A 22,826-nucleotide genomic window follows, 5' to 3' on the forward strand; every position below is an offset into this window, starting at 1 on the left:
TTATTTGTTTCCTGCTTTAACCCATTCTGCAACTGTCACAGTGCGTTTCGCTTGGTGCCTAACAGCTGCTTGCACATCTTCAATCATTTTTCCATCTTGGCCAACTGTTACGCTTGTCCCGTATGGATTTCCGCCTGCCCCGAATAGGACCGGATCGGTGTAACCTGGAGCCGCAATGATTGCACCCCAGTGCATCATTGAAGTGTAAAGGGATAGCAATGTTGCTTCCTGACCGCCATGTGGATTTTGTGCAGAAGTCATAGCACTTACCACTTTGTTCACTGTCTTGCCGCTCGCCCAAAGCCCACCTTGAATATCGAGGAATTGCTTCATCTGAGATGGCATATTGCCAAATCGTGTAGGTACGCTGAAGATGATTGCATCTGCCCATTCAAGATCCTCTGATGTTGCAACTGGAACATCCTTTGTTGCGTTAACAGTGGCTTTCCAAGCTTCGTTACTGTCAATTACAGATTGTGGAGCTAATTCCTGTACTTTTAACACTTTAACTTCTGCGCCCGCTTCTTTCGCTCCCGCTTCAGCCCATTTTGCTAATTGGTAGTTTGTACCACCCATACTATAAAAAATTACGGCTACTTTTACACTAGTCATTTTATCCATCTCCTTTGTTTTCCCAAATAATTTGTACAGGAAACCCATTTCCTCACCTGCTGAACTATTATTTTTGTTTTCTTGGTAAGAATAACCCTTGAACAAATTTTTAAACATCCCATGTCTTCAAAGTGTCTATATTTGTTCTTAATACCTTCTCTTCACCGTAAATGTTAAGTATACTTAGCTACAAAGAGCAGTTTGCAAAGTTGACATTATTCTTAAAAGGAGGTTGAGTCGATGATTACACCTATATTTCGGATTTTTGACATCGAAAAGGCCAAAGAATTCTATTTTGATTACTTGGGTTTTCAATTAGATTGGCAGCATCAGTTTGGGGACAACATGCCCCTTTACCTTCAAACTTCAATGAATGGCATCATTCTACACCTTACTGAACACCATGGTGATGCAACTCCGGGCAGTTCAATCCGGGTTAAAATCCAAAACATAGAAAGTTATCATGACTATCTGTCGAAAAAAAGGTATCGCTACGCTAAACCCGCTATTGAGACAACGCCGTGGAATACGGTTGAGTTTTGTGTTATCGATCCATTTTTAAATAAAATACTATTTTACGAGGATTGTGAGTAAGAAGTTTACAGAGGTGATTGGAATTTGGAAAAGGCCCTTCCCAATAAAATAAGGGAAAGGCCAGAATCTAATTGTGAAATTTTCGATCAGTATAAAGGTGCAAGGGAAACTTCTATTAGTTTAATTAGTTTATTGTTAACTTTTGGACTTGCCCACTGCCCTTGTCAACTACATATCCAACCAATGCAGCAACAAATGCAGGTAGGACCCAACCCAATCCGTATTCAAAGAACGGAATGATTTCCAGTAGTTCTGTTGAGCGCTGAAGTTGAAAACCAAGGTTAACCAACACGTCATATAATGCAAAAATTGACGCCACCGATACTGTTAACCTGTACATCATCTTACCTCCACCTACAAAATGTTGGAGTAAAGAAAGTATAACCAACACGATAGCTATCGGATAAATGAACACCAATAGAGGAGTCGCCAAACTAAGAATAAGATTTAACCCCAAATTCGAAACTAATAAGCCGACCAATGTAAAAACAGCCACATAGAATCTATAATGGAACCGTGGTAAAATCTCATTGAAAAATCTTGCACAGGCCGTGATCAAGCCAACACAAGTCGTGAGACACGCCAATATAACAATTACACCAAATAAAAGACCCCCGCCTCGCGCAAATAGTATGCCTGATGCAACAGTCAACACTTCTGCACCATTTGCAAAGTCGGTTTCTTTCGGTATAACCCTACCAATCCATCCGAGGGAGATATAAACAATGACCAGTCCAACTCCGGCAATTACACCGGCTCCGAATGTCCCTTTTACCAGATCCAACTTGGATTTTGCACCTTTATCTTTTAAGGCGTTTATCACAACAATTCCAAACGCAAGCGCCGCCACAGCATCCATAGTGAAGTATCCTTCAACAAAACCTTTGACAAAAGGGGTTGTGACATAATCACCTACTGCTGGAGAGGCAATATTTTCAAATTTGATAAAAGCCTGGACAACTAATACCCCTAAAACGAGCAATAAAAGAGGCGTTAAGAGCTGTCCGATGCGATCGACTATCTTCTTTGGATTCAGGCTAATAAAATAGGTTACCCCAAAGAATAGTAGTGAAAATACAAGTAACGCCAACCAACCTTCAACGACCATGATTTGTTTGAACCCTAACTCATAAGCGACATTGGAAGCCCTCGGAATTCCATATAGCGCACCGATGGACATATATATGATAATCGCAAAAACTAGGCCGAACACTCGATGGACACGGTTTCCAATGGATACTAACCCGTTTTCGGACAAAGAAATTGCCATTACTGCCATGAACGGCAACAGAACACCCGTGATTAAGAATCCTGTAATCGCAGGTCCAAAGCTTTCACCAGATTGCAATCCTAACAATGGTGGAAAAATAAGATTCCCTGCGCCAAAAAATAAAGAAAAAAGCATTAGTCCCGAAAACAATACAGTTTTTTTAGTCATCGTATTACCTCCTAATTCTCAGCAATAAAGCATCTATAAATTGTGAGATCTCCTCTTTTAAACACAAAAAAACCCGCCCCTCAACAGGGACGAGTTTGTACTCGCGTTACCACCCATATTCCGCAAGGTTTCCCTAAAGAAGAAACAATACGGCTCTCTGTCACGTACTACTATACGTGTTCCATGTAACGGTGGAAATCCGGCATCGCTTACTAATTTCAGCTTTGCATCTCGGAGAGGATTTTCAGAAAAGACCTGTACATCGACTTTCACCAAACGCCGACTCTCTGAGGTACAATGTTTCTTCTCTTACTATTTCTCGTCACAGATTATTATTACTATTACAATACAATCTAACAGAGAGTGATTCGAAAAGTCAATATGTTTTATTTATTTCATGATGGATTGAATATAAATACCCCGTTCCATTACCGGAACGGGGTATTTGTTATTGTGGAGATATTATTTTGTTAGTTGCCCGTTATCAAACACAACTTCCCCACCGACAATTGTCGTCTTCACTGCCCCTTTGTAAGTTCTACCAATGTATGGGGAGTGCTTATGGCGGTAGAATAGATCTTCTTTTTTCAATTCAAAGCTTTCGTTCAGATCAATAAGCGTTAAATCAGCGTCATAATTAACTGCGATTGTTCCCTTATTTTCAAGTCCGAACAGTTTTGCAGGGTTAGTTGCTGTTAGTTCAACAATTTTTTCCAACGGAACATTACGTTTGAAATATCCTTCTGTCAATAGGATATTCAGAGAGGATTGCGCTCCAGAAATACCTCCCCAACCGTCGAAAATATTGTCTTTTATAACTTTCATGGATGCTGGAGCTGGGGAGTGGTCAGAACCGATTGTCGTGATTTCACCTTCAGCAACCGCTTTCCATAGATCTTCCACTTCTTCTTCATCGCGTAGAGGCGGTGCGCATTTTGCGATTACACCTTGCTCTTCCAGATCTTTAACCGTCAGTGACAAGTAATGTGGGCATGTTTCAACTGTAACATCAACACCACGTTGCTGTGCAGCCTTGATTACTTCAACAACTTTTCGGCTACTTGCATGCACGATATGAAGCTTACATCCAGTTAATTCCGCATACGAGATAATTCTTCTTACGGCTTCAATCTCTGAAATGATTGGTCGGGATTCGACATAATCCCTTGCAGTTACTTTACCTTCACCAATTTTTTCATTTGCAAGCTGTTCGCACATGACCGTACTTTCTGCGTGTACCGCCAAAATGGATCCTAAGGATGCAATCTCTTTCATACCTTTATAGATCGTTTCATCATCGACATTATGGAAATCGTCAATTCCGCTTGGTGACATGAATGCCTTGAAGCCAATAACACCATTTTCATGGAGATCTTTTAAATCAGCAATATTTTCCGGTACAAGTCCTCCCCAGAAATATGGGTTCACGATTGATTTTTCAGCAGCAAGTGAACGCTTCAGCTCCAAATTTTCTTTATTAATAGTCGGAGGCGTACTATTCAGTGGCATATCAAAAAATGACGTAGCACCGCCAGCTGCTAAGCTTCTGCTCCCCGTTTCCAAGCCTTCCCATTCTGTTCTTCCAGGTTCGTTAAAATGAACATGAGTGTCAATCATGCCAGGGAAAATATGTAGACCTTCCGCGTTAATTTCACGGGTTGCTGTTCCTTCTAATGAATTGTTAGAAGATACTTCTACTATTTTTCCGTCTTTAACTGCGATATCACCTTGGATAGTAGTATCTGCAGTTACAATTGTTCCATTTTTAATAATTAGATCATAAGTAGCCATAATTGTACTCCTCCAGACGTGAATTTTTAATTTCACTTATTACTAAAATATTATACCAGACAAATAATGTAAACAATGAGGGATATGCCTGATTCTACAGTGACATTGTTCACTTTGAACAATTCACACCGTAGTCATACTCTCTTTTTATTCATTACTGTCGACTTGTATGTTTTACTAAACAGACCTTATTATTCATCCCAGATATTTTTAATGTCTCAAGAGATATAATTTCTCGGATTAACTTTGTTCCAAACCGGAAAGATTGATATTTCCGGTTTGGAATACTACGATTGGGTTGTTGAATCGTCCGATGGACAGTCATTGAATAAAGGAGGAATCATAATGACAAGAATTGCTTATGAGGTGAAAGGTGCAACTGCATCAGGTCCATATTCAGCTGCGGTAGACGCAGGTGATTTAGTTTACTTATCTGGTCAAACTGCAATGAACTCTGTTGGTGCAAAGGATATGACAGGTGACATTGCCGGGCAAACGGAGCTATGCTTTAAACACTTATTCGAGGCACTTGAAGCAGCCGGCCTTACTCCTGATGATGTTGTAAAGGCTAATGTTTACTTGACGGATATGAATAATTTTTCCGCAATGAACGATGTATATGCAACAAAGTTTTCTAAACCTTACCCTGCAAGAACTTGCGTCGCTGTTGTGGGATTACCACTTGGGGCAGAGGTTGAAATCGAATTCATTGCTAAAAAACCGAACTAATAAAACATTGACAGAAACCCACTGAGCCCACTGCTCCAGTGGGTTTTTTTCGGTAAATGGATACTTCAAGCCGTGGAGTAATTCGATTAATTCACCCCTATATGGACAAACTTTCGATATAACCGAATGAAAATAAGGAGATGAGTTTGTTGAAAAAAATAAATTGCGATTTTTCACCGATGAAAAAAGTGCTAAAAGAAGACATTCGAAAGCTTATCGTAGCTTTACAAAATAATATAGAATCCATCGTCGATGAGGAGAATTGTCTCCTTGGGGATTTCGAAAAAATAAAAAGGGACTTTTTAACCATCGAAATGAAAGCCGCAACTTTCTATTTGAACTGTTATCTATCGCCTTTTACAGATAAATACCCCGAACTGTCAACGTGTGTCCAAAATATGTCCAGACTAAAACATGGTGGTTTAATCGTAATACAACGGGAAAATCCTCTTGAATCTCTACTGACATCTGGTATTCCAATTGGAGCCGATTTGACGCACAGCTTGTTAGAATCCATCTTCTATCCCGGGAGCCCGCTACACGATGGCGCAGTGTTAGTGAATCAAAACCAAATCGTTTCTGCAACAAATGTCCTTCCATTATCCGGTAGATTTACGGGGGAGAGGAAATTAGGAACAAGGCATCGCGCCGCTTTGGGTTTGACGGAACGTAGTGATGCACTGGTCCTTGTCGTATCGGAGGAAACGGGTAGAGTTTCATTTGCTTTCAAGGGGGAGCTGTTTCCGATTACTACGTGGGTTGGGTAGAAATAAATAATTTTCATTTAAGTACGTGTACAAAAAGAAGCTGTCCAGACGATTTCCTGGACAGCTTCTTTATCATGCTTCTCGCTCCTGTAATCTTCCTTTGAACTCCTCTTTCGGTTCTCTTCTTTTCTGCTGTAGTCGAAGATAAACATTGTTTAAAAGTAATGATACGATAATAAAAATGGTGCCGATATAATCATAAGCAGTGATGCTTGCACCTTGAAAAATTTGAATGACCAATGTCGTAACAGGTACGAAGTTAAGGAATAACAGTCCATTTAACGGTGTGATAACACTTACACCGTAATTCCATCCTACCAAGGCAATAACGCCTGGGAAAATCACCATGAATGCAATATGAGGGCTTGTAATGATCATTGTTTCGACGGTTGGTACTGAAACATAGCCTGTTAATGTTGCAACGAAAACCACAATTGCAGCAGTCACAGTTCCAAGCAAACAGCTAAGAGTCGAATAACGTAAGGCAGACCAGCCATCATTGCTGAATTTGCCTCCCCCCATCGTGTATACAACCCATCCAATGACCGCAAGCAGAATCAATAAAGATGGGATAATGTCATTTGTCTCTGTGAAAAAGGTGCCAAAATTACCTTTCGTTACGACTAACGAAGCACCGACGAACCCAATAACCACACAAAATATCGTAAATGCTTGTGGTCGTTGCCTTATGAACACCCAAGCAATAACGATGGAAATCATAGGCATCAATGATTCCATAATGGAAGCTATCATAGTACCTGGATTGCCCAACAAATCCTGTCCCCAGAAAATGAGCAAATTATAAACCGTAAAGGCCATCGTTCCGAAAAACCACAGGTGCCAGCCCTTCCCTTCAAAGCGAAAAGCATTAATACCTTCCTTCCAAAATAGCCATACAAGTAAAATGATCGTTACGAGACCATAACGAAAAAGAGTAAAATAAAATGGGTCTAAATGATGAAACGCATGATTCGCAACCGGAAACATAGCGCCCCAGGATACTGCAGAAATTAAACATAAAATAGCGGCAACCAATACTCTGTTCTTCATTCTAAGATGTCTCCTTCAATTACCTTCTATATCTATTGAAACACAAAGTCGGTATCTCTCAAAATGAACAATTTTGATGTTAGATATCTCAAATAGTGATATCATAAGTTGTGAGCAAGTGGAAAGGGGAGTTCAGATGGAGTTCAAGGATTTGGAGATTTTTGAAATGGTTGCGCGTAAAGGCACGATTTCTGAAGCTGCAAAAGAATTAAGTTACGTCCAGTCCAATATCACTTCAAGAATAAAAAAACTTGAGGCAGAAATGAATACAGCTCTTTTCAACCGTCATAACCGCGGAATGACACTAACTCCTGAAGGGAAAAAACTACTTGTCTATTCCGAGAAAATATTATCACTAACAAATGAAATGAAAAAAGTTGTTCAAAGTAAATCTGAACCAGCAGGCAAACTTGAAATCGGAACCGTTGAAACAGTTATTAGATTACCAGTAATTTTATCTTCTTACAGCAAGAAATATAGAAACGTTGATTTATCACTACTTACAGGTGTTACTGAACAGCTTCAAAATGATGTTTTAAACCATCGTTTGGACGGTGCATTCGTGACTGAAATCGATCAACACCCTGATCTTGTTTCCCACGATGTCTTCGAGGAAGAACTTGTCTTACTATCGGACAGTACAAAAACATCAATTGAACAGCTAATAGAAGAACCGATTCTATGCTTTAGTAAAGGTTGCGGGTACCGGGCAAGACTTGCAAAATGGTATAAAGATCAAAACAAAGTACCACAGAAAGTAATGGAATTCGGTACGTTGGAAACAATTTTAGGTAGCGTTACTATGGGACTTGGGATTACGTTTGTTCCAAAATCTGCTGTTGGTCATTTGGAAAAGAGAGGCCTTGTCCATTGTCACTATTTGCCCGAAAAATACAGCAAGATTAATACCGTTTTCATAAGAAGAAAAGACGCCCATTTAACATCAACACTTGAAAAGTTTGTCGAAACCTTTGAACAGATTGACGGTGAATGGGATTTCCCGCTGGCCCATTAGGAAAAAAAAAGGTCGAATTTTTTGCTAGTTTCAGCAAGAAATTTGGCCTTTGCTCCTTCATTATGTTATGCGGCTATATCATCTTTTGCAGATCCAAAAAGCTTATTATCTAAAGAAAGCAATTGGCTTCCGCTAATCACTAATACGACTGCGATTGATAATAGGACTAAATCTAGTTCATACCCCGCAGCCTCTGCACCAATGAAACCTAAAGACAACTTGGATGTAAAGATTGCTCCAACCATTACAACTGCAATTAAAGCTGAGAAAAGTCTTGTACCGATTCCTATGATTAATGCAATTCCTCCAAGCAATTCAATGAAAGCAACTACATAACCGAGAAAGCCTAAAATACCAATGCTTTCAAACCAGCCTGCTACATTTCCGAGGCCCATTTGAAATTTTGCGATGCCATGTACTAAGAATGTTACTCCTAAAACCACTCGAAGAATCAATAGACTCCATTCAAATTTTTTATCCATTTTTTCATACTCCTCTATCTACTTATAGTGTTAATCCATAATAACTATATTATTTAGCTTGTTGCTTTCCTTACTATTGGAGCAACCTTAGTAGCCAACAACTCGATACTCTTAGCTACTTTTTCCAACGGTAAACCACCAATATCCATTTGTGCCATGAATCGTTGGTGACCAAAGAGTTCATATTGTCGAAGGATTTTTTCAACAATCTGCTCTGGGCTACCTACAAACAAAGCGGTGTCTTGATTCGCAAGCTGTTCAAATTCCGAACTCGACATCCTTCCCGAAATCATCCCACGTTGACGGTTTACTGCTGACCAATAATTTGAATAATACGGATAGAATTCCTCTTTCGCTTGTTGAGTTGTATTCGAAATATACCCATGGCCCGTTACACCTATTTTAAGATCCTCTATGCGATGTCCAGCCTCTATTCCCGCTTCACGGTATAAATCCACCAATGGTTTGAATCTTGCAGGGTCGCCCCCCAAGATTGCCATCGCCATTCCTACGCCTAACTTGCCAGCACGGACTGCACTACCCGGGGTCCCTCCAACACCAATCCATACTGGCAATTCTTGTTGTAAGGGGCGAGGGGCAATTTCAGCATTCTTTAGCGACGAACGGAAACGGCCATCCCAAGTTATTCGCTCGTTTTTGTTAAGCTTTAATAACAAATCGATGTTTTCCGAGAACAAAGCATCATAGTTACTTGTGTCATATCCAAATAGAGGAAATGATTCAATAAAAGCGCCACGACCTGTAATTATTTCTGCTCGTCCATCTGATAGCAGATCCAATGTAGCAAAGTCCTCAAACAGACGAACCGGGTCAACCGTGCTTAAAACGGTAGTCGCACTCGTCAGTTTGATTCGTTTAGTTAGTTGGGCTATAGAGGCTAATACGACAGGGGGTGAGGAGACGGCATAGTCCAGTCGATGATGTTCACCTACCCCGAAAATATCCAATCCCGCTTCATCAGCGAGTTTTGCAGCCTCCACAATCTCTTTCATTCTTTGCCCCGAACTAACGGTCTTTCCTGATATTGGATCTGTCATTATATCTGCAAGTGTATAGAGTCCGATTTCTATCAATTTAGTCACCTCCTATTACCATTAAGATAAACAAATGGTTAGTTACTTACTTTATGTAAGTTACTATACATTCAACACAACGGATAGTCAAGTAACTAATTTGAAAAAGGCTTCTGCGGGAAGTCATGCCGGACAAAGTCTTGTATAATGAGGTTAATAATCCCTGGACATATGAATTTAAAAAGCTACAAGGAGCAAACTCTAATGAAATCAAAACTAGCGTGGCAGCATATATACCAGTCCGAAACGGCTCGAATCATTTTTATTGCCCTTTTGACGGCGATCACTGGAGAACTGAAGGTGATTCCGTTTGCAGGGGAGCCGTTTCGTTTTGCGCTCGGTGGAATTGTGTTTTTTTTGCTGATTTTAATTTACCCTCCGAAGTCTATTTTGAGAACCGGACTTGTAACAGCAGTAACGGTTGTTTTGTTTCGTGTTATTGAGCAGCTATTATTAGGGGCTGATTTGGCGGAAAGTGTTCAAATGCACTTGCCTGTAGTTTTATTTTATTTCTTGTTTGCAGCGGGCTGGCATTTTGTAGGCTTGGAGAAGTTTAAATCACATCCATTGCAGCTTGGTATGCTTGCTATTTTGTTTGAAATCGTTGGCAATACTGCAGAACATGCAGTACGTAATTGGTGGACAGCACATTACTTGCTCGATGTAAAAGAGTGGTCAATCCTAGTCGGTGTCGCATTGCTGCGTAGCTTTTTTACAGTCGGCCTTTATAGTTCCGTTGCTCTGTCAAAAGAGAAACAACGTGTCCGGGAAATTTTAGGAATTGGATCCGAACTGTATGCGGAAACGTTATATTTGCAAAAGTCCATGGATCATATGGAACAGATTACGGCTTCAAGCTATGATCTGTACCGTAAACTTCAGCAAGGAGAACAGCGTCCGTTAGGCATTCAGGCATTGCAGATCGCACAGGAAATCCACGAAGTGAAAAAAGATTCACAACGAATTTTAGCTGGTCTTTCACAACTGACGAAATTAGAGGAAATGCCGGTTTTTTCTATATCTACTATTATGGAAATGGTACAATCAGCGAATCAAAAATATAGTAAGATGCTTGGTAAGCAGGTGACCTTTTACATAAAACAAACTACAGACTTCCAAACTGAGCAACATATCTTGCTGTTGGCCATACTGAATAACCTAACAGCAAATGCTGTCGAGGCGATTGAACATACAGGAACAGTACGTATGACAGTGAGTCTTACGGGAGGACAAGTTTATTTTCAAATCATAGATGATGGGAAAGGAATTTCAGCCGACAATCAAAAGCTGATTTTCGAACCCGGATTCACTACGAAATACAATGATCAAGGTGCACAAGCCACCGGGATTGGGTTATCGCATGTAAAAGCAATTACTGAATCGCTTGGAGGAAGCGTTGAGGTGAATGAATTGGAGAAAGGGACTTTATTCCAAGTAAATGTCCCATTAGAAAGGTTACAACAATGAGGTGTGTGTAGGAATGAGATATTTCATAATTGATGACGACAACGTAAGCCGCTCCATGCTGAAATCGATTATTGTCGATCAGGGACTCGGAATCGTTGTCGGCGAAGCGGATGGCGGCTTGAAAACTATAGAACAAGTGCATACTCTAATACCAAATATAGTCTTGATTGATTTGCTAATGCCAGAAATGGACGGGATTGAAATGGTCCGACAATTGAAAACTGAAGGATTTCAAGGGCAGTTTGTCATGCTATCTCAAGTCGTCAACAAAGAGATGGTCGGAGAAGCATACCTGGCAGGCGTTGATTTCTTCATCCATAAACCAATTAATCGGATTGAGGTCGAAAGCGTCTTGCGAAGGACAGTTGAGAAGGAGCAGCTAATGCAATCTCTCGTAACGATACGAGATTCATTAGCGGTTATCGGATCTCCTTTACTGGAGAAAACGCCTCGTACTTTAAAAGAAGTAGTGTTATCTGTGCTACGGGACATGGGGATTGCAGGCGAAAATGGTAGCAGGGATTTATTGTATATTATCGAAGTGTTGACTGAGCAGAGGAACGTCGACTCGCTTCCCCCTTTGAAAGAACTCTATGAATTGGCGGCTCGCAAAATGGGCACAGTTGAAAGGGATTTGCCCAAAGAGGTGAAGGCAATTGAGCAGCGAATTCGGCGGGCCATTTCTGTTGCCATTGACCATTTGGCATCACTTGGTGCAGTGGATTATACAATCCACGAGTTCGAATACTATGCGCCCCGCTTCTTTGATTTTCAAGAGATTACGATGCGAATGAGACAAATTCAAAATGAAGAGACACCAACCCGACCCGTGAAAATCCAAGTGAAAAAGTTTTTGCTAATGCTTTACAAAGAAACTGTAGAGCAGCAAAAAAACTTTTCGTAGGTTTCCGTAGATTTCCGTAGGTTCCCTTTACAATAAAAACACGCTTTCAGAAAGCGCTTCCATTCAAGGTGTAAAGGGGAATTACAATGAAAAAGAAATTTAAAATCTCTTTAGCATATCAAATATTAATTGGTCTTGCTCTTGGTATCGCAGTAGGGGCAATCTTCTACGGAAACCAGAATGTTGAGACTTATTTACAGCCGATTGGCACGATGTTCATCAATATGATTAAAATGATTGTTGTTCCAATCATTATTTCTACTTTGATCGTCGGAGTAGCAGGCACAGGTGATATGAAACAATTAGGTAAACTTGGCGGAAAAACGCTTATTTACTTTGAAATTGTCACGACAATTGCCATTTTGGTAGGCCTATTTGCCGCCAATATTTTCAAGCCGGGTGTCGGAATCGATATGTCCGTATTGCAAAAAGGGAATATCGATAATTATGTCCAGACGACCACAGAGGTTCAAAACAACGGTTTCATGGATGTACTGGTCAGTATCGTCCCAAGTAATATCGTAGATGCGATGGCGGCTGGTAATATGCTATCCATCATTTTCTTCTCTGTCCTGTTCGGTTTAGGCGTTGCAGCTATCGGTGAACGCGGAAAGCCGGTATTGGCATTTTTCCAAGGGGTAGCAGATGCAATGTTCTTCGTTACAAACCTGATCATGAAATTTGCTCCAATCGGTGTGTTTGCACTTATCGGAGTGACCGTTTCGAAGTTTGGTTTGGAATCGCTTATTCCAATGGGTAAATTAATGATTTTAGTCTATGCAACAATGGCGTTCTTCATTGTAGTCGTGTTGGGTGGAATTGCAAAAATGGTTGGGGTTAATATTTTCTCCTTCCTGAAACTGCTGAAGGAAGAATTGATTCTTGCTTATTCTACATCCAGCTCAGAAACGGTATTGCCGAAAGTCATGGAAAAGATGGAAAAATTCGGTGCACCAAAGGATATTGTTTCATTTGTTGTTCCGACCGGCTATTCGTTTAACCTGGACGGCTCGACTTTGTATCAGGCGCTTGCTGCAATTTTCATCGCGCAAATGTACGGCATTGACTTAAGCATTATGGATCAAGTGATGTTAGTTCTTGTATTAATGATTACGTCCAAAGGGATCGCGGGCGTGCCTGGCGTATCATTCGTTGTATTACTTGCAACACTCGGCACAGTCGGTATTCCAGTTGAAGGATTGGCGTTAATCGTAGGAATTGACCGTTTGCTTGATATGGCACGTACAGTCGTTAACGTAGTAGGTAACTCGTTGTCTACAGTTGTCATTTCAAAATGGGAAGGTCGCTTTGGCGAGGAACCGAAACAAAAAGATGAGAAACAGCATTTGGTTCCTGCTGAAGAGAACTTGGTATAATAAAAAACACTGTCTGGCGATATTTGCCGGACAGTGTTTTTTGATTACTTAATTGTAAAATATGATTCCCCTAATAGTTCGTTCACTTGATACCCATCTGAAGAAAGCTCTTTATTCACAAAAGATTCTACGTCTGATTTATCAACGCCATACATTACTTCAATTTCCTTCGAAAACAATAGCTTTTCCTTTTCAAGTAATGTAGAAAAAGGTGGTTGTTGTTTTGGTTGCAGTTCTTCTATATTCAGAACTTGTTTCAATCCATCAACATAGTATTCAAACGGACGACCTCCAACAATTTTGACGCCTTTGTTTTCCTCATTCATCAAGATGATTGTAGGGAATCCTCTCGCACCCAAATTTCTAACTAAAGCAAAGTCTTCATTCAATAATTCTTGTCCAATTGCTTGTTCAGCTTCAGTTACGATTGCTTCTCCATTTAGGCCAAGCTTGTTTACAATTTCAGTAAGGACGGATAGATCTGATACATTTTTATTGAATGCAAAAAGGTCTTCTCTCGCACGGCGTAAGTACTCAGATGCTTTTGCATCACCATGATTTTTTTGGATTACCTTAAATACACGGGAAGCCGGATATGAGGATTGGACTGGATTATCAATCATTAATGAACCATCGATTGGCATTCTTGAATGTTCTCCTACTTCTCTCCAATGGCCTGCTACATCGGCTGGTTTATAAATACCGTTTGCAGGATCGATTGGACCGTCATGCCATTTCTCCAGCAAACCACCCATAACCGTATGAACGTCAAAATAATTTCCATACTGCTCTATAAAACGGCGAAATGTCGGTTCGATTGCCCAGCAATGAGAACAGATGGGATCCGTTACGTAGTATAGTCTAATTGATTTTTCCGGTTGATTAAAATCAATAACTTCCATTCCCTCTTCCCCAGCCACTCCGCAGACGCCTGTTTCCAAATCACAGATCATACTATTCATGTTCTTCAATTTACTTTTCCTCCGTTCTTGAGTCAGTTTTCTTATATTTATTTACCTCACAACTAAATAGTAAGCCATAACGAATTATATCAATACCAATAGATTTGTGATTTTGTCGTTTATCCAACACTTTGCAGAAAGTGTTTAAAAAGTAGCAGGTTTCTTGAAGGATGATTCCTTCACTATCCCTGGAGATTTATGCGATAATATAAATATAAGAACCTACGTTTCATTACAATAGAAAAGAGGTGTATCGATGAAGCCTGTCATTCTTGCTGAAAAACCTTCCCAAGCGAAAGCCTATGCCGATGCTTTTTCCGTGCGAAAGCATGAAGGCTATCTTGAGATCAACCCATGCCCGATCTTTCCGGCGGGTGCATACATTACATGGGGAGTCGGCCACTTGGTTGAGTTGAAGGAGCCGGATGCTTACAATCCAGCTTGGAAACGCTGGTCGCTCGGGAGTCTTCCAATCTTGCCGGAACGATACGAGTTCCAAGTCGCGAAGGGGAAGTTCAAGCAGTTCCAGGTTGTGAAGAAGTTGATTCGCGGGACGGATACGGTCATTAATGCATGCGACGTGGACCGTGAAGGATCGAACATCTTTTACAGCATCTATTATCAAACAGGCGCCCGCAATCAGACAATCAAGCGGCTTTGGATCAATTCCCTTGAAGTGGATGAAGTGCGGAATGGATTTGCGAACTTACGGGATAACCGCAAGGACTTGCAACTGTATGAAGAAGCGAAGGCCCGGCAGATCAGCGACTGGCTTGTTGGAATGAATGCATCAAGATTATATACTCTTTTATTGAAGGCGAAAGGGGTCCAGGAAGTGTTTCCAATCGGACGTGTGCAAACTCCTACAGTCTACTTAATCTATCAACGACAGCGCGAGATTGAGACCTTTGTATCGGAACCGTTTTTCGAAATTGAGGCGACTTTCGAAGCCGAACATGGTACGTATAAAGGGAAAGCGAAGGCGAAGGAGCCGAAACGGGAAATTATTCAGGAGTTGCTTTCTAAACATGGAATACAGCCAAACTCACCCGGTGTTGTTACCTCTGTCACGCATACCGATAAACGGACGCCGCCGCCTCAGCTTCATGCACTGTCAACTTTGCAGGCAACAGCGAACCGACGGTGGAAGATGAGCCCAGCAAACGTTTTAAAGACAATGCAAGGTCTATATGAAAAGAAACTTGTCACCTACCCACGGACGGATGCTCGCCATATTACTCCGAATGAATTTGCCTATTTGAAGGACCAAGTCGGAGATTACCAACAACTCATCGGACATCCATTCCCTGTAGCGTCGCTTGCTCCGAAGAAACGGTATGTCGACAGTTCGAAGGTGCAGGAACACTATGCCATTATTCCGACGAAGAAAATACCGACTCAAGCAGTGCTCAGTCGGCTCTCCCCAATTGAACGAAATCTATATGAGGAAGTCATCCGAACGACACTTGCCATGTTCCATACCGATTATTTATACACAGAGACAAAAGTGACTACGGATGTGAATGGTCTTCCATTTTTCACGACCGGTAAAACGGAGAAGGATTTAGGGTGGAAGGCTTTATTCCAACGGTCAAAGGATGAAAAGGACGAGCCCGCTTTGCCGCCACTCCGCATGCAAGAGTCAGTAGAGTCCGATATCGGGATAAAAGAGGGCAAGACGATGCCGCCTAAGCCTTACACAGAAGGTCAGCTCATTGCGATGATGAAAACTTGCGGCAAGCTTGTCGAAGACAAAGAGGAAACCGATATTCTCAAAGAGATTGAGGGTCTTGGGACGGAAGCGACCCGAAGCGGAATTATTGAAACGATAAAAAAGCATGGGTATATTAGCGTTTCTAAAAATATTGTGTCGATTACTGAAAAAGGCCGTGTACTTTGTCAGGCAATCGAGGGCAATCTTCTTGCCAGCCCGTCGATGACAGCGAAGTGGGAAACCTATTTGCGCAAAATCGGCAACGGTGAAGGAAGCGGACCGCATTTCCTCGACAATATTTCGAAGTTCATCACGAAGCTTTTGGATGATGTTCCGAAGCAATTGGAAGCAAAGCCAATTGATGCATCGAAGGTTCCACCGCGACAGTCCAAATCGCGAGGTTCTTATCAAGCAGTGGAAGTTGCCCCCTGCCCGGCTTGTAAAACTGGAACGATTGTAGCCCGCAAAGAGTTTTACGGATGCAGTAATTATAAGAATGGTTGTAAACAGACTTTTCCGGGTGTTTTCTTGAAGAAAAAGCTTACACCTACTCAAGTGAAGCTTCTATGTACGAAAGGGCAAACGAATACGATTAAAGGTTTCACCGCTAATAATGGGAACCAGTTCAGTGCAAGTCTCTCCTTGGAGAATGGAAAATTGAATTTAGTATTTCAGAAATAAGTGCCTCAAGGGGCGCTTGACGGTGATGTAATAGTAAAACGGCTCTCCCATTTAAAGGAAAGCCGTTTTTTTTATTACCCCAAGTTATATACGTTTCGGCCAGAAGCTCCATTTCTTGCCTAACAGTACTAAAACTGCTGGGATAAGTAATGGTCGGACGATGAATGTGTCAATCAGAATGCCTAACGCCATGATGAAACCGAAAAGTTTTAATTCATAAATCGGCATTGTTGCAAGCACAAGGAATGTAGCGGCCAAGATTATACCTGCTGAACTGATGACGCCGCCTGTGCGTTCCACTCCCTTACGCACCGCATCCTCGTATGGCATCACTTTCATCTCTTCTCGGATTCGAGCAATAAGCATGATGGAATAATCGACACCAAGTGCAACGAGGAAGACGAATGCATAAAGCGGAATCCGATAGTTGATCCCATCAAGATCAAGGAAAACTTCGAATAAGAAGTATGACAGGCCAAGTGTAGCTACAAATGAGAGCAATATGCTACCAATCATGTATATCGGTGCGATAATCGATCTTGTTTGAAAGCCTAACATAATTGTGATTAAAGCTGTCATTAATATCATGACAATCCAAGTATCTCTATCATTAACATCCCTGACATCAGCATTAATTGCTGTTTCACCCGAAATATACATTTCAGTATCCGATAAATTCGCTTCCTCAAGAATGCTCTTGCTGTCTTCACGAAGCTTGAGTAAACCATCAAATGCTTCCGTTCCATATGGATTACCTTTAAATATAATCGAGAACTTCGCAGCTTTACCATCTTCATTTACTGGATTGCCTTGGGTTGTTACATCAGCAATAGCTGGATTCTCTTTTATCTTATCAATTACTGTTTTCATCTCTTCCATGCCTAATTCATGCTTAGAGACAAAAAGCAATGTCCCAGGTGCCAAACTTCCTTCCGAAAAATCAGCCCCTAACCTTTCATATCCTACACGGGACGAAAGATCTTCCGGGAAAGAAGCGATAAGATCATACGATTCTTTCATATTCGTCATATTCCATGCACCTAATAAAAGAAGCAAAAGAATTGGAATCATGAATTGCAAAGGCTTTTTCGTAACGACATTCGCCACTTTGCTCCAGATTGATTTCTTTTCAACTGTCACATCACCGTATTGCGGGATAATCGGCCAAAATGCCTTTCTTCCGATAACCGCAAACAATGCCGGCAATAAAGTCAGACCTGCAATCAGCATCCCACCTGCTGCAATTGCAAATACTGGTGCAAAATTACGGTACGGTTCATACAAAGCAAAAAACAAGGTTGCGACACCTAATACAATTGTACTCCCACTAAAGAAAATAGGTTCCTTCACGTGTTTCATCGTTTCGCGCATAGCGGCATTAGCATCCTCATTAGCCTTCAATTCCTCACGGTAGCGTGAAAAGATTAAAAGCGAATAATCCGTAACGACTGCAAATAACAAGATTGTCATTATCGACAACGCCTGGCTATCAACGCCAAACCAACCTTGTGCTGTCACGAAGCCAACGACTCGATCCACAACTGCATATACAATGCCCGCTCCTATAAGTGGGATGAGTGTCAATAAAGGAGAACGGTAAATGACTAAAAGCAATACTAAAATTAGTCCAACTGTTGATAATAACAGTACAATATCTGCTTGGCTAAACAGCTCAACTGCATCTGAAGCAATCCCTGCAGGACCGGTCCAAGATAGTTCGATTGTTTCATTGATTTGAGGCTCTACAAACTCCTTAATGGACTTTACTAGGTTATGCAAGTCTTTTCCTTCAAGATCTTCCGGCAAGCTTAAAGGAATAAAGAATGTTTCTCCGTTTTCCGACAAAAATGAAGCACGAAGATCGGGCTGTAATTTTGATAATGGAATAACTTCCACTTCATCAAATACGGTATCCTCTTTCACGGATTCAATTGCTTCGGCAAACCCTACAAGCTCTTCATCTGAAAGTATGCCATCCATATGGAATACAGCGAAAAGCGGGATGCCGCCCTCATTCGGAAAATACTTTTCAAGCTGTTTGGAAGCTACAATGGACGGTGTATCAGATGGTAAACCAAAGTCTTTATTGGCAATTACATTTTCTTTACTACCCGGTGCAACACCGGATAGCAAGACAGTAAGCAGTAGCCATATACCGATGGAGAACCACCAAAGCCGCCTTCCTTTTTATTTCCCTTCAGTCATCAGCGTCTTCCTTCCTTCTCAATTAGAAATGTGATTAAAACGAATAAAGCAAAGCTGATGAGCAGGATGCTTCCGCCGACAATATAGAAGATAAGCGCAAACGTTTCATGCACATCGAACGGTTTCATGAATTGTAACCACATGCCCGCCGTCAAACCGATTGAACCGATGATTGCCGTCCATCCGTGTGCTGTTACCAATTTTTTCGCTCGTACTTTAAAAACTTTGTAGAATACTCCCCAAGCAAATACCGATAGCCATCCGACAACTAGTATATGTGCGTGGATTGGACGGAATGCATATGAGCCTGCCCCCGCCATATGGGACCCTAAAAACGCCCCAATCATCCCAAAAATCGCTGATATGCGGATTAAACGTATACTCCATTTTTCCTGCATGTCTATTCCCCCTGTTCAATGTTATACCCTTATCTTAGAGGGCCAACATGAACGGAGCATGAACAAGATATTACATCTTCGGAAGAGTTACTGTAAACGTCGTACCTACGCCATCTATGCTGTCAACCTGGACATTGCCTCCATGCAGTTCTACAACTTCTTGAACGATGGAAAGCCCTAAACCTGTGCCTTCTATCTTGTTTGTACGGGACTCATCCACACGGTAGAAACGGTCGAACAGCCGTGGCAAGTGTTCAGGTGCAATCCCGATACCTTCATCACGTACTTCTATTTTCACATGATCACCATGATCGGTTAAAATGATGTCCACCCCACCTTTCGCCTCTGTATATTTCAGCGCATTGGAAATTAAATTCTCCCAAACTTTTTCAAGAAACGCAGGGTCGCCAATGAATTCAATATCGTCCAATTCAAGGGAAACGGAAATTTGCTTTTCCTCGGAAAGCCAACGATATTTACGAATCGTGTCCTTTATTTGTTCATCCAGCCTAAAATACTTCCGGTGGAGGGGCGATTCCAGTTGATCTAAGGAAGTCAGCAATAATAGTTGTTTCGTCAAAGAGGATAGCCTCTCCGTCTCGGATTGAATGACAGCGGCGTAATTTTTCCTGTCCATTTCAGACAGATCATCATTCCCCAATAAATCCGCATACCCTTTTATATTCAGTAACGGAGATTGAAAATCATGAGAAACATCGCTGATGAACTCTTTTCGTATCCGGTCGTTCTCACTCAATCGTTCCGTCATCTTTTGAAAGCTATGTGCAAGCTGCCCGATCTCATCTTTACGATTAATTTCAAGCGTACCTGTAAACCGCTCTTCCGCAACCCTCTTCGTTGCCATCGTTAGCTTTGTGATTGGCTCAATTAATTTTTTAGCAACAATCAACATCGATAACAAACTGACAATAGCCATGACGACAACCATACCGCCTAAAAGAAAATGGACTTCCGTGAACAGCATTTTAATATCTGGGCGTAGGAATAGCGCATATCTCTTCCCATTGGATTCAAATGGAACGCCAACAGTATTTGCTAACTGATCAGAAAAGAAGCCAGTCATAAACGTCTCAGTCTTCAAATCACGCATTCCGTGATATTGTTTGCCATTTAAAACATTGTCAATTGGATCCTGCCCTAAATTCAGCTCGCGAAATGGTGCACCATAAAAAGACGCATGTCCATCCTCATCAACTACGTATAATTTATAACCGACCGCCGCCTGTGTTTCAAAAAAATCAGCAAGCTGGCCCTTATTTTCCGATTCGATAAAATCGGCAAGTGATAAAGCAATTTTCATGTTCTTTGCATCATTTTGGCCTTTCAATTGCTGGTGATAATATGTATTGACGACTAAAAATGCAATGAGTGTACTTGTCATCATAATGCCGATCGTGAAAGAGAGGAACTTTCCATATAGCGACCTCATGAAGTAACCTCTAACTTATAGCCTACACCTCGTACAGTGACAATCTTAACCCCTTCCGGCAACTTCTCCCTCAACCGTTTTATATGGACATTCAACGTCTGTTCGTCCCCTTCATAGTCAAAACCCCATACTCGTTCAATAAGTAAATCCCTTTCGAATACATGATTTGGTTTTGATGCCAGTACAGATAATAATTCAAATTCCTTTAGGGGGGGCAAAAGAACCTTTTTCCCGATCGATACCTCATAACTTTGGCGATTGATCGTTATGGGACCTATTTCAATAAGTGTGTCTACCGCTTTGTCATACCGCCTTAAAATTGCATTTATGCGAAACAGCAATTCTTTCGGTTCAAACGGTTTAACGACATAATCATCAGAACCTGCCAAAAAACCTTTCTCCTTGTCCTCTAACTCCCCTTTTGCCGTTAGCAATAAAACTGGAATATCCGCTTCCTCCCGTAATCTTCTCGTCAATTCAAAGCCGTCCATCCCCGGCATCATCACATCCACAACCGCCAAATCAGGAAAGTGTTTTTTACTTTTTTCAAGTGCTTGAATCCCATTTGCCGCCTTGATCACTTCATATCCCGCTTGCGATAAATGGATACTTACCAATTCCAAAATATTAACGTCATCATCTACAACAAGTATTCTCATAATCAAACCTTCCTTCTTGTTGAAGCCCTTAATTCTGCATTAAGAAGCCCAGAAACCATAAGGATGACAGCAGTGAAGTAGAACCAAAGGACGAGCAATATGATTCCAGATAGCTGCCCGTAGAGTTTTGTATAGTCAACATTCGCTACATAACTTCCGAAAAACAGTGAAAACAGCTGCCAGCCAATCGCCGAGAAAAGTGCACCAGGCAAAACTTCTTTTACTTTCATTCTACCTGTAGGAACCATTTTGTAAAACAATAAGAAGAACAGAATGAGGAACAGCGTCCCTAACCCCCACTTCACCAATGGCCATATATACAGCCAACCGCTCCATTGCTCAACCACGTCATAATGCGTAACGAGCTCATGCAGGGCCCTTTCGATTAATGGAAGAAATAACGACAGAGATAGAACCAACATGAATAGTAAAGTAACTCCTAAATCTCGGATTAACACTTTCCAAAATGCATAGCGCCTTATAAATCCATTTGCCTGATCAAGTGAACGGGCCAAGGACTGCACTGCAACTGAAGAAAGCCAAAAAGCAACCGCCAAGCTTGTGTAGAAGATATTTCCTTGCACCTTGAAAATAATGGCCTTTACATTCTGCTCAATGATTTTATACGCCTCACTTGGCGCAAACGGTTTAATAAAAGTTAAAAACATCTCCTCATTAACAGGCAAATAACTTAGCAAAGAAAACAGGAAAATGAGGAAAGGAAACATAGACAATAATAAATAGTATGCGGTCTGTGCTGCCTGATCGAAAAAACGTTCCCTGAAAAAACGCGATACCACTTTACTGAAAATCAACTTCCTCACCTCCTATCTCTTCAATATACCCTATTCTTATTGAAGAAATGGAATGCGGAAAAATTTCATTTATGGAAGAAAGCGGGTGGATTGTTGGACGAGCGATCATGGGGGTGGTTTTGGACGTTGAAGTGGACTCTTTGGGTGCCGAGAGGGACTTCTTGAGCATGGGGGCTGTTTTCTTGAGCGCAGAATTCGATTCTTGAGCGCGGGGGCTGTTTTCTTGAGCGCAGAAATCGATTCTTGAGCGCGGGAAAGCTTTTTGATTTGTCAAAAGCATTTAGCGCCAAATGTCCTTAACGCTTATAAAAAACAAAAAAACCATTCCCCTGAGGGAATGGCCTTTGCCCGGCGACGTCCTACTCTCACAGGGGGAAGCCCCCTACTACCATCGGCGCTGAAGAGCTTAACTTCCGTGTTCGGGATGGGAACGGGTGTGACCTCTTCGCCTTCGTCACCAGACTATGTATGAACGATGCTTGTTCGTTCAAAACCGGATAAAAGAGACATTGTTGCTACATCAAGTTCAACGCACTTCATAACTTTAGGTTAAGTCCTCGATCGATTAGTATCCGTCAGCTGCACGTGTCGCCACGCTTCCACCCCGGACCTATCCACCTCAT

The 22,826-nt window shown here is 41.4% G+C and carries 21 protein-coding genes, 1 rRNA gene and 1 other annotated feature; of the genes, 8 read left to right on the forward strand and 14 right to left on the reverse strand.

The window, feature by feature from the left end:
• Complete coding sequence (wrbA, locus tag P5G49_RS02220) at positions 1-612, reverse strand: NAD(P)H:quinone oxidoreductase (protein WP_301241829.1); 612 nt, start codon at positions 610-612, stop codon at positions 1-3.
• 240 nt (positions 613-852) lie between these two features.
• On the opposite strand from wrbA, the gene P5G49_RS02225 reads away from it, so the two are divergent.
• Entirely contained in the window at positions 853-1,206 is a 354-nt protein-coding gene (locus tag P5G49_RS02225) for a glyoxalase superfamily protein (RefSeq protein WP_301241830.1), read from the forward strand.
• 124 nt (positions 1,207-1,330) lie between these two features.
• Here the strand turns inward: P5G49_RS02225 and brnQ are convergent, their stop codons facing one another.
• Entirely contained in the window at positions 1,331-2,644 is a 1,314-nt protein-coding gene (gene brnQ, locus P5G49_RS02230; protein ID WP_301241831.1) for a branched-chain amino acid transport system II carrier protein, read from the reverse strand.
• A gap of 82 nt (positions 2,645-2,726) precedes the next feature.
• Positions 2,727-2,979 (reverse strand) — a binding site (T-box leader).
• A 127-nt stretch (positions 2,980-3,106) separates the two neighbouring features.
• Positions 3,107-4,435 (reverse strand): allantoinase, encoded by a 1,329-nt coding sequence (locus P5G49_RS02235; RefSeq protein ID WP_301241832.1) that lies wholly within the window; start codon positions 4,433-4,435, stop codon positions 3,107-3,109.
• 345 nt (positions 4,436-4,780) lie between these two features.
• Here P5G49_RS02235 and P5G49_RS02240 point away from each other — a divergent pair, with 345 nt between their 5' ends.
• Together P5G49_RS02240 and cdaS are read left to right on the forward strand one after the other, a co-directional pair.
• Positions 4,781-5,164 carry a RidA family protein gene (locus tag P5G49_RS02240; RefSeq protein WP_301241833.1) on the forward strand — a complete coding sequence of 128 codons (384 nt, stop codon included), beginning with the start codon at positions 4,781-4,783 and terminating at the stop codon, positions 5,162-5,164.
• Between the two features lie 149 nt (positions 5,165-5,313).
• Positions 5,314-5,931: a sporulation-specific diadenylate cyclase CdaS gene (gene cdaS / locus P5G49_RS02245; protein WP_301241834.1), complete on the forward strand. Its 618-nt coding sequence runs from the start codon at positions 5,314-5,316 to the stop codon at positions 5,929-5,931.
• 72 nt (positions 5,932-6,003) lie between these two features.
• Here cdaS and P5G49_RS02250 read toward each other — a convergent pair whose 3' ends face one another.
• Positions 6,004-6,981, reverse strand: coding sequence for a DMT family transporter (locus P5G49_RS02250; RefSeq protein ID WP_301241835.1), 978 nt, complete (start codon positions 6,979-6,981; stop codon positions 6,004-6,006).
• Between the two features lie 136 nt (positions 6,982-7,117).
• On the opposite strand from P5G49_RS02250, the gene P5G49_RS02255 reads away from it, so the two are divergent.
• On the forward strand, positions 7,118-7,996 hold the full coding sequence (locus P5G49_RS02255) for a LysR family transcriptional regulator (protein WP_301241836.1): 879 nt from the start codon (positions 7,118-7,120) through the stop codon (positions 7,994-7,996).
• 65 nt (positions 7,997-8,061) lie between these two features.
• On the opposite strand, the gene P5G49_RS02260 is transcribed toward P5G49_RS02255, so the two are convergent.
• Both P5G49_RS02260 and P5G49_RS02265 read right to left on the reverse strand, forming a co-directional pair.
• Positions 8,062-8,478, reverse strand: coding sequence for a DoxX family protein (locus tag P5G49_RS02260; RefSeq protein WP_301241837.1), 417 nt, complete (start codon positions 8,476-8,478; stop codon positions 8,062-8,064).
• A 53-nt stretch (positions 8,479-8,531) separates the two neighbouring features.
• Positions 8,532-9,536: an LLM class flavin-dependent oxidoreductase gene (locus P5G49_RS02265; protein WP_301241872.1), complete on the reverse strand. Its 1,005-nt coding sequence runs from the start codon at positions 9,534-9,536 to the stop codon at positions 8,532-8,534.
• Between the two features lie 240 nt (positions 9,537-9,776).
• Between P5G49_RS02265 and P5G49_RS02270 the strand changes: the two genes are divergently transcribed.
• From P5G49_RS02270 to P5G49_RS02280, 3 genes are all read left to right on the forward strand, one after another.
• Positions 9,777-11,039, forward strand: a complete 1,263-nt coding sequence (locus tag P5G49_RS02270; protein WP_301241838.1) for an ATP-binding protein — start codon at positions 9,777-9,779, stop codon at positions 11,037-11,039.
• A 13-nt stretch (positions 11,040-11,052) separates the two neighbouring features.
• Positions 11,053-11,943, forward strand: a complete 891-nt coding sequence (locus P5G49_RS02275) for a response regulator (protein ID WP_301241839.1) — start codon at positions 11,053-11,055, stop codon at positions 11,941-11,943.
• Between the two features lie 86 nt (positions 11,944-12,029).
• Positions 12,030-13,319 carry a cation:dicarboxylate symporter family transporter gene (locus P5G49_RS02280; protein ID WP_301241840.1) on the forward strand — a complete coding sequence of 430 codons (1,290 nt, stop codon included), beginning with the start codon at positions 12,030-12,032 and terminating at the stop codon, positions 13,317-13,319.
• Between the two features lie 44 nt (positions 13,320-13,363).
• On the opposite strand, the gene P5G49_RS02285 is transcribed toward P5G49_RS02280, so the two are convergent.
• Positions 13,364-14,290, reverse strand: coding sequence for a DsbA family protein (locus P5G49_RS02285; protein WP_301241841.1), 927 nt, complete (start codon positions 14,288-14,290; stop codon positions 13,364-13,366).
• 247 nt (positions 14,291-14,537) lie between these two features.
• Here P5G49_RS02285 and P5G49_RS02290 point away from each other — a divergent pair, with 247 nt between their 5' ends.
• A complete protein-coding gene (locus tag P5G49_RS02290; protein WP_301241842.1) occupies positions 14,538-16,676 on the forward strand; it encodes a type IA DNA topoisomerase in 2,139 nt (712 codons plus the stop codon).
• Positions 16,677-16,760: 84 nt separating this feature from the next.
• On the opposite strand, the gene P5G49_RS02295 is transcribed toward P5G49_RS02290, so the two are convergent.
• The 7 genes from P5G49_RS02295 to rrf all read right to left on the reverse strand — a co-directional run bounded on the left by P5G49_RS02295 (position 16,761) and on the right by rrf (position 22,665).
• Entirely contained in the window at positions 16,761-18,809 is a 2,049-nt protein-coding gene (locus tag P5G49_RS02295) for an MMPL family transporter (protein WP_301241843.1), read from the reverse strand.
• Positions 18,810-18,880: 71 nt separating this feature from the next.
• On the reverse strand, positions 18,881-19,279 hold the full coding sequence (locus P5G49_RS02300; RefSeq protein ID WP_301241844.1) for a hypothetical protein: 399 nt from the start codon (positions 19,277-19,279) through the stop codon (positions 18,881-18,883).
• 70 nt (positions 19,280-19,349) lie between these two features.
• A complete protein-coding gene (locus P5G49_RS02305) occupies positions 19,350-20,729 on the reverse strand; it encodes a sensor histidine kinase (RefSeq protein WP_301241845.1) in 1,380 nt (459 codons plus the stop codon).
• Positions 20,726-21,388 carry a response regulator transcription factor gene (locus P5G49_RS02310; protein WP_301241846.1) on the reverse strand — a complete coding sequence of 221 codons (663 nt, stop codon included), beginning with the start codon at positions 21,386-21,388 and terminating at the stop codon, positions 20,726-20,728. Before P5G49_RS02310 ends, P5G49_RS02305 begins: the two co-directional genes overlap by 4 nt.
• Before the next feature lie 2 nt (positions 21,389-21,390).
• On the reverse strand, positions 21,391-22,203 hold the full coding sequence (locus P5G49_RS02315) for a YihY/virulence factor BrkB family protein (RefSeq protein WP_435877168.1): 813 nt from the start codon (positions 22,201-22,203) through the stop codon (positions 21,391-21,393).
• Positions 22,190-22,477, reverse strand: coding sequence for a hypothetical protein (locus P5G49_RS02320; RefSeq protein WP_301241847.1), 288 nt, complete (start codon positions 22,475-22,477; stop codon positions 22,190-22,192). Before P5G49_RS02320 ends, P5G49_RS02315 begins: the two co-directional genes overlap by 14 nt.
• A gap of 72 nt (positions 22,478-22,549) precedes the next feature.
• Positions 22,550-22,665: ribosomal RNA gene (gene rrf, locus P5G49_RS02325) — 5S ribosomal RNA — on the reverse strand.
• Positions 22,666-22,826: the final 161 nt, after the last annotated feature.

The sequence above is a fragment of the Sporosarcina highlanderae genome (genome assembly GCF_030433715.1).
Taxonomy (GTDB): domain Bacteria; phylum Bacillota; class Bacilli; order Bacillales_A; family Planococcaceae; genus Sporosarcina; species Sporosarcina highlanderae.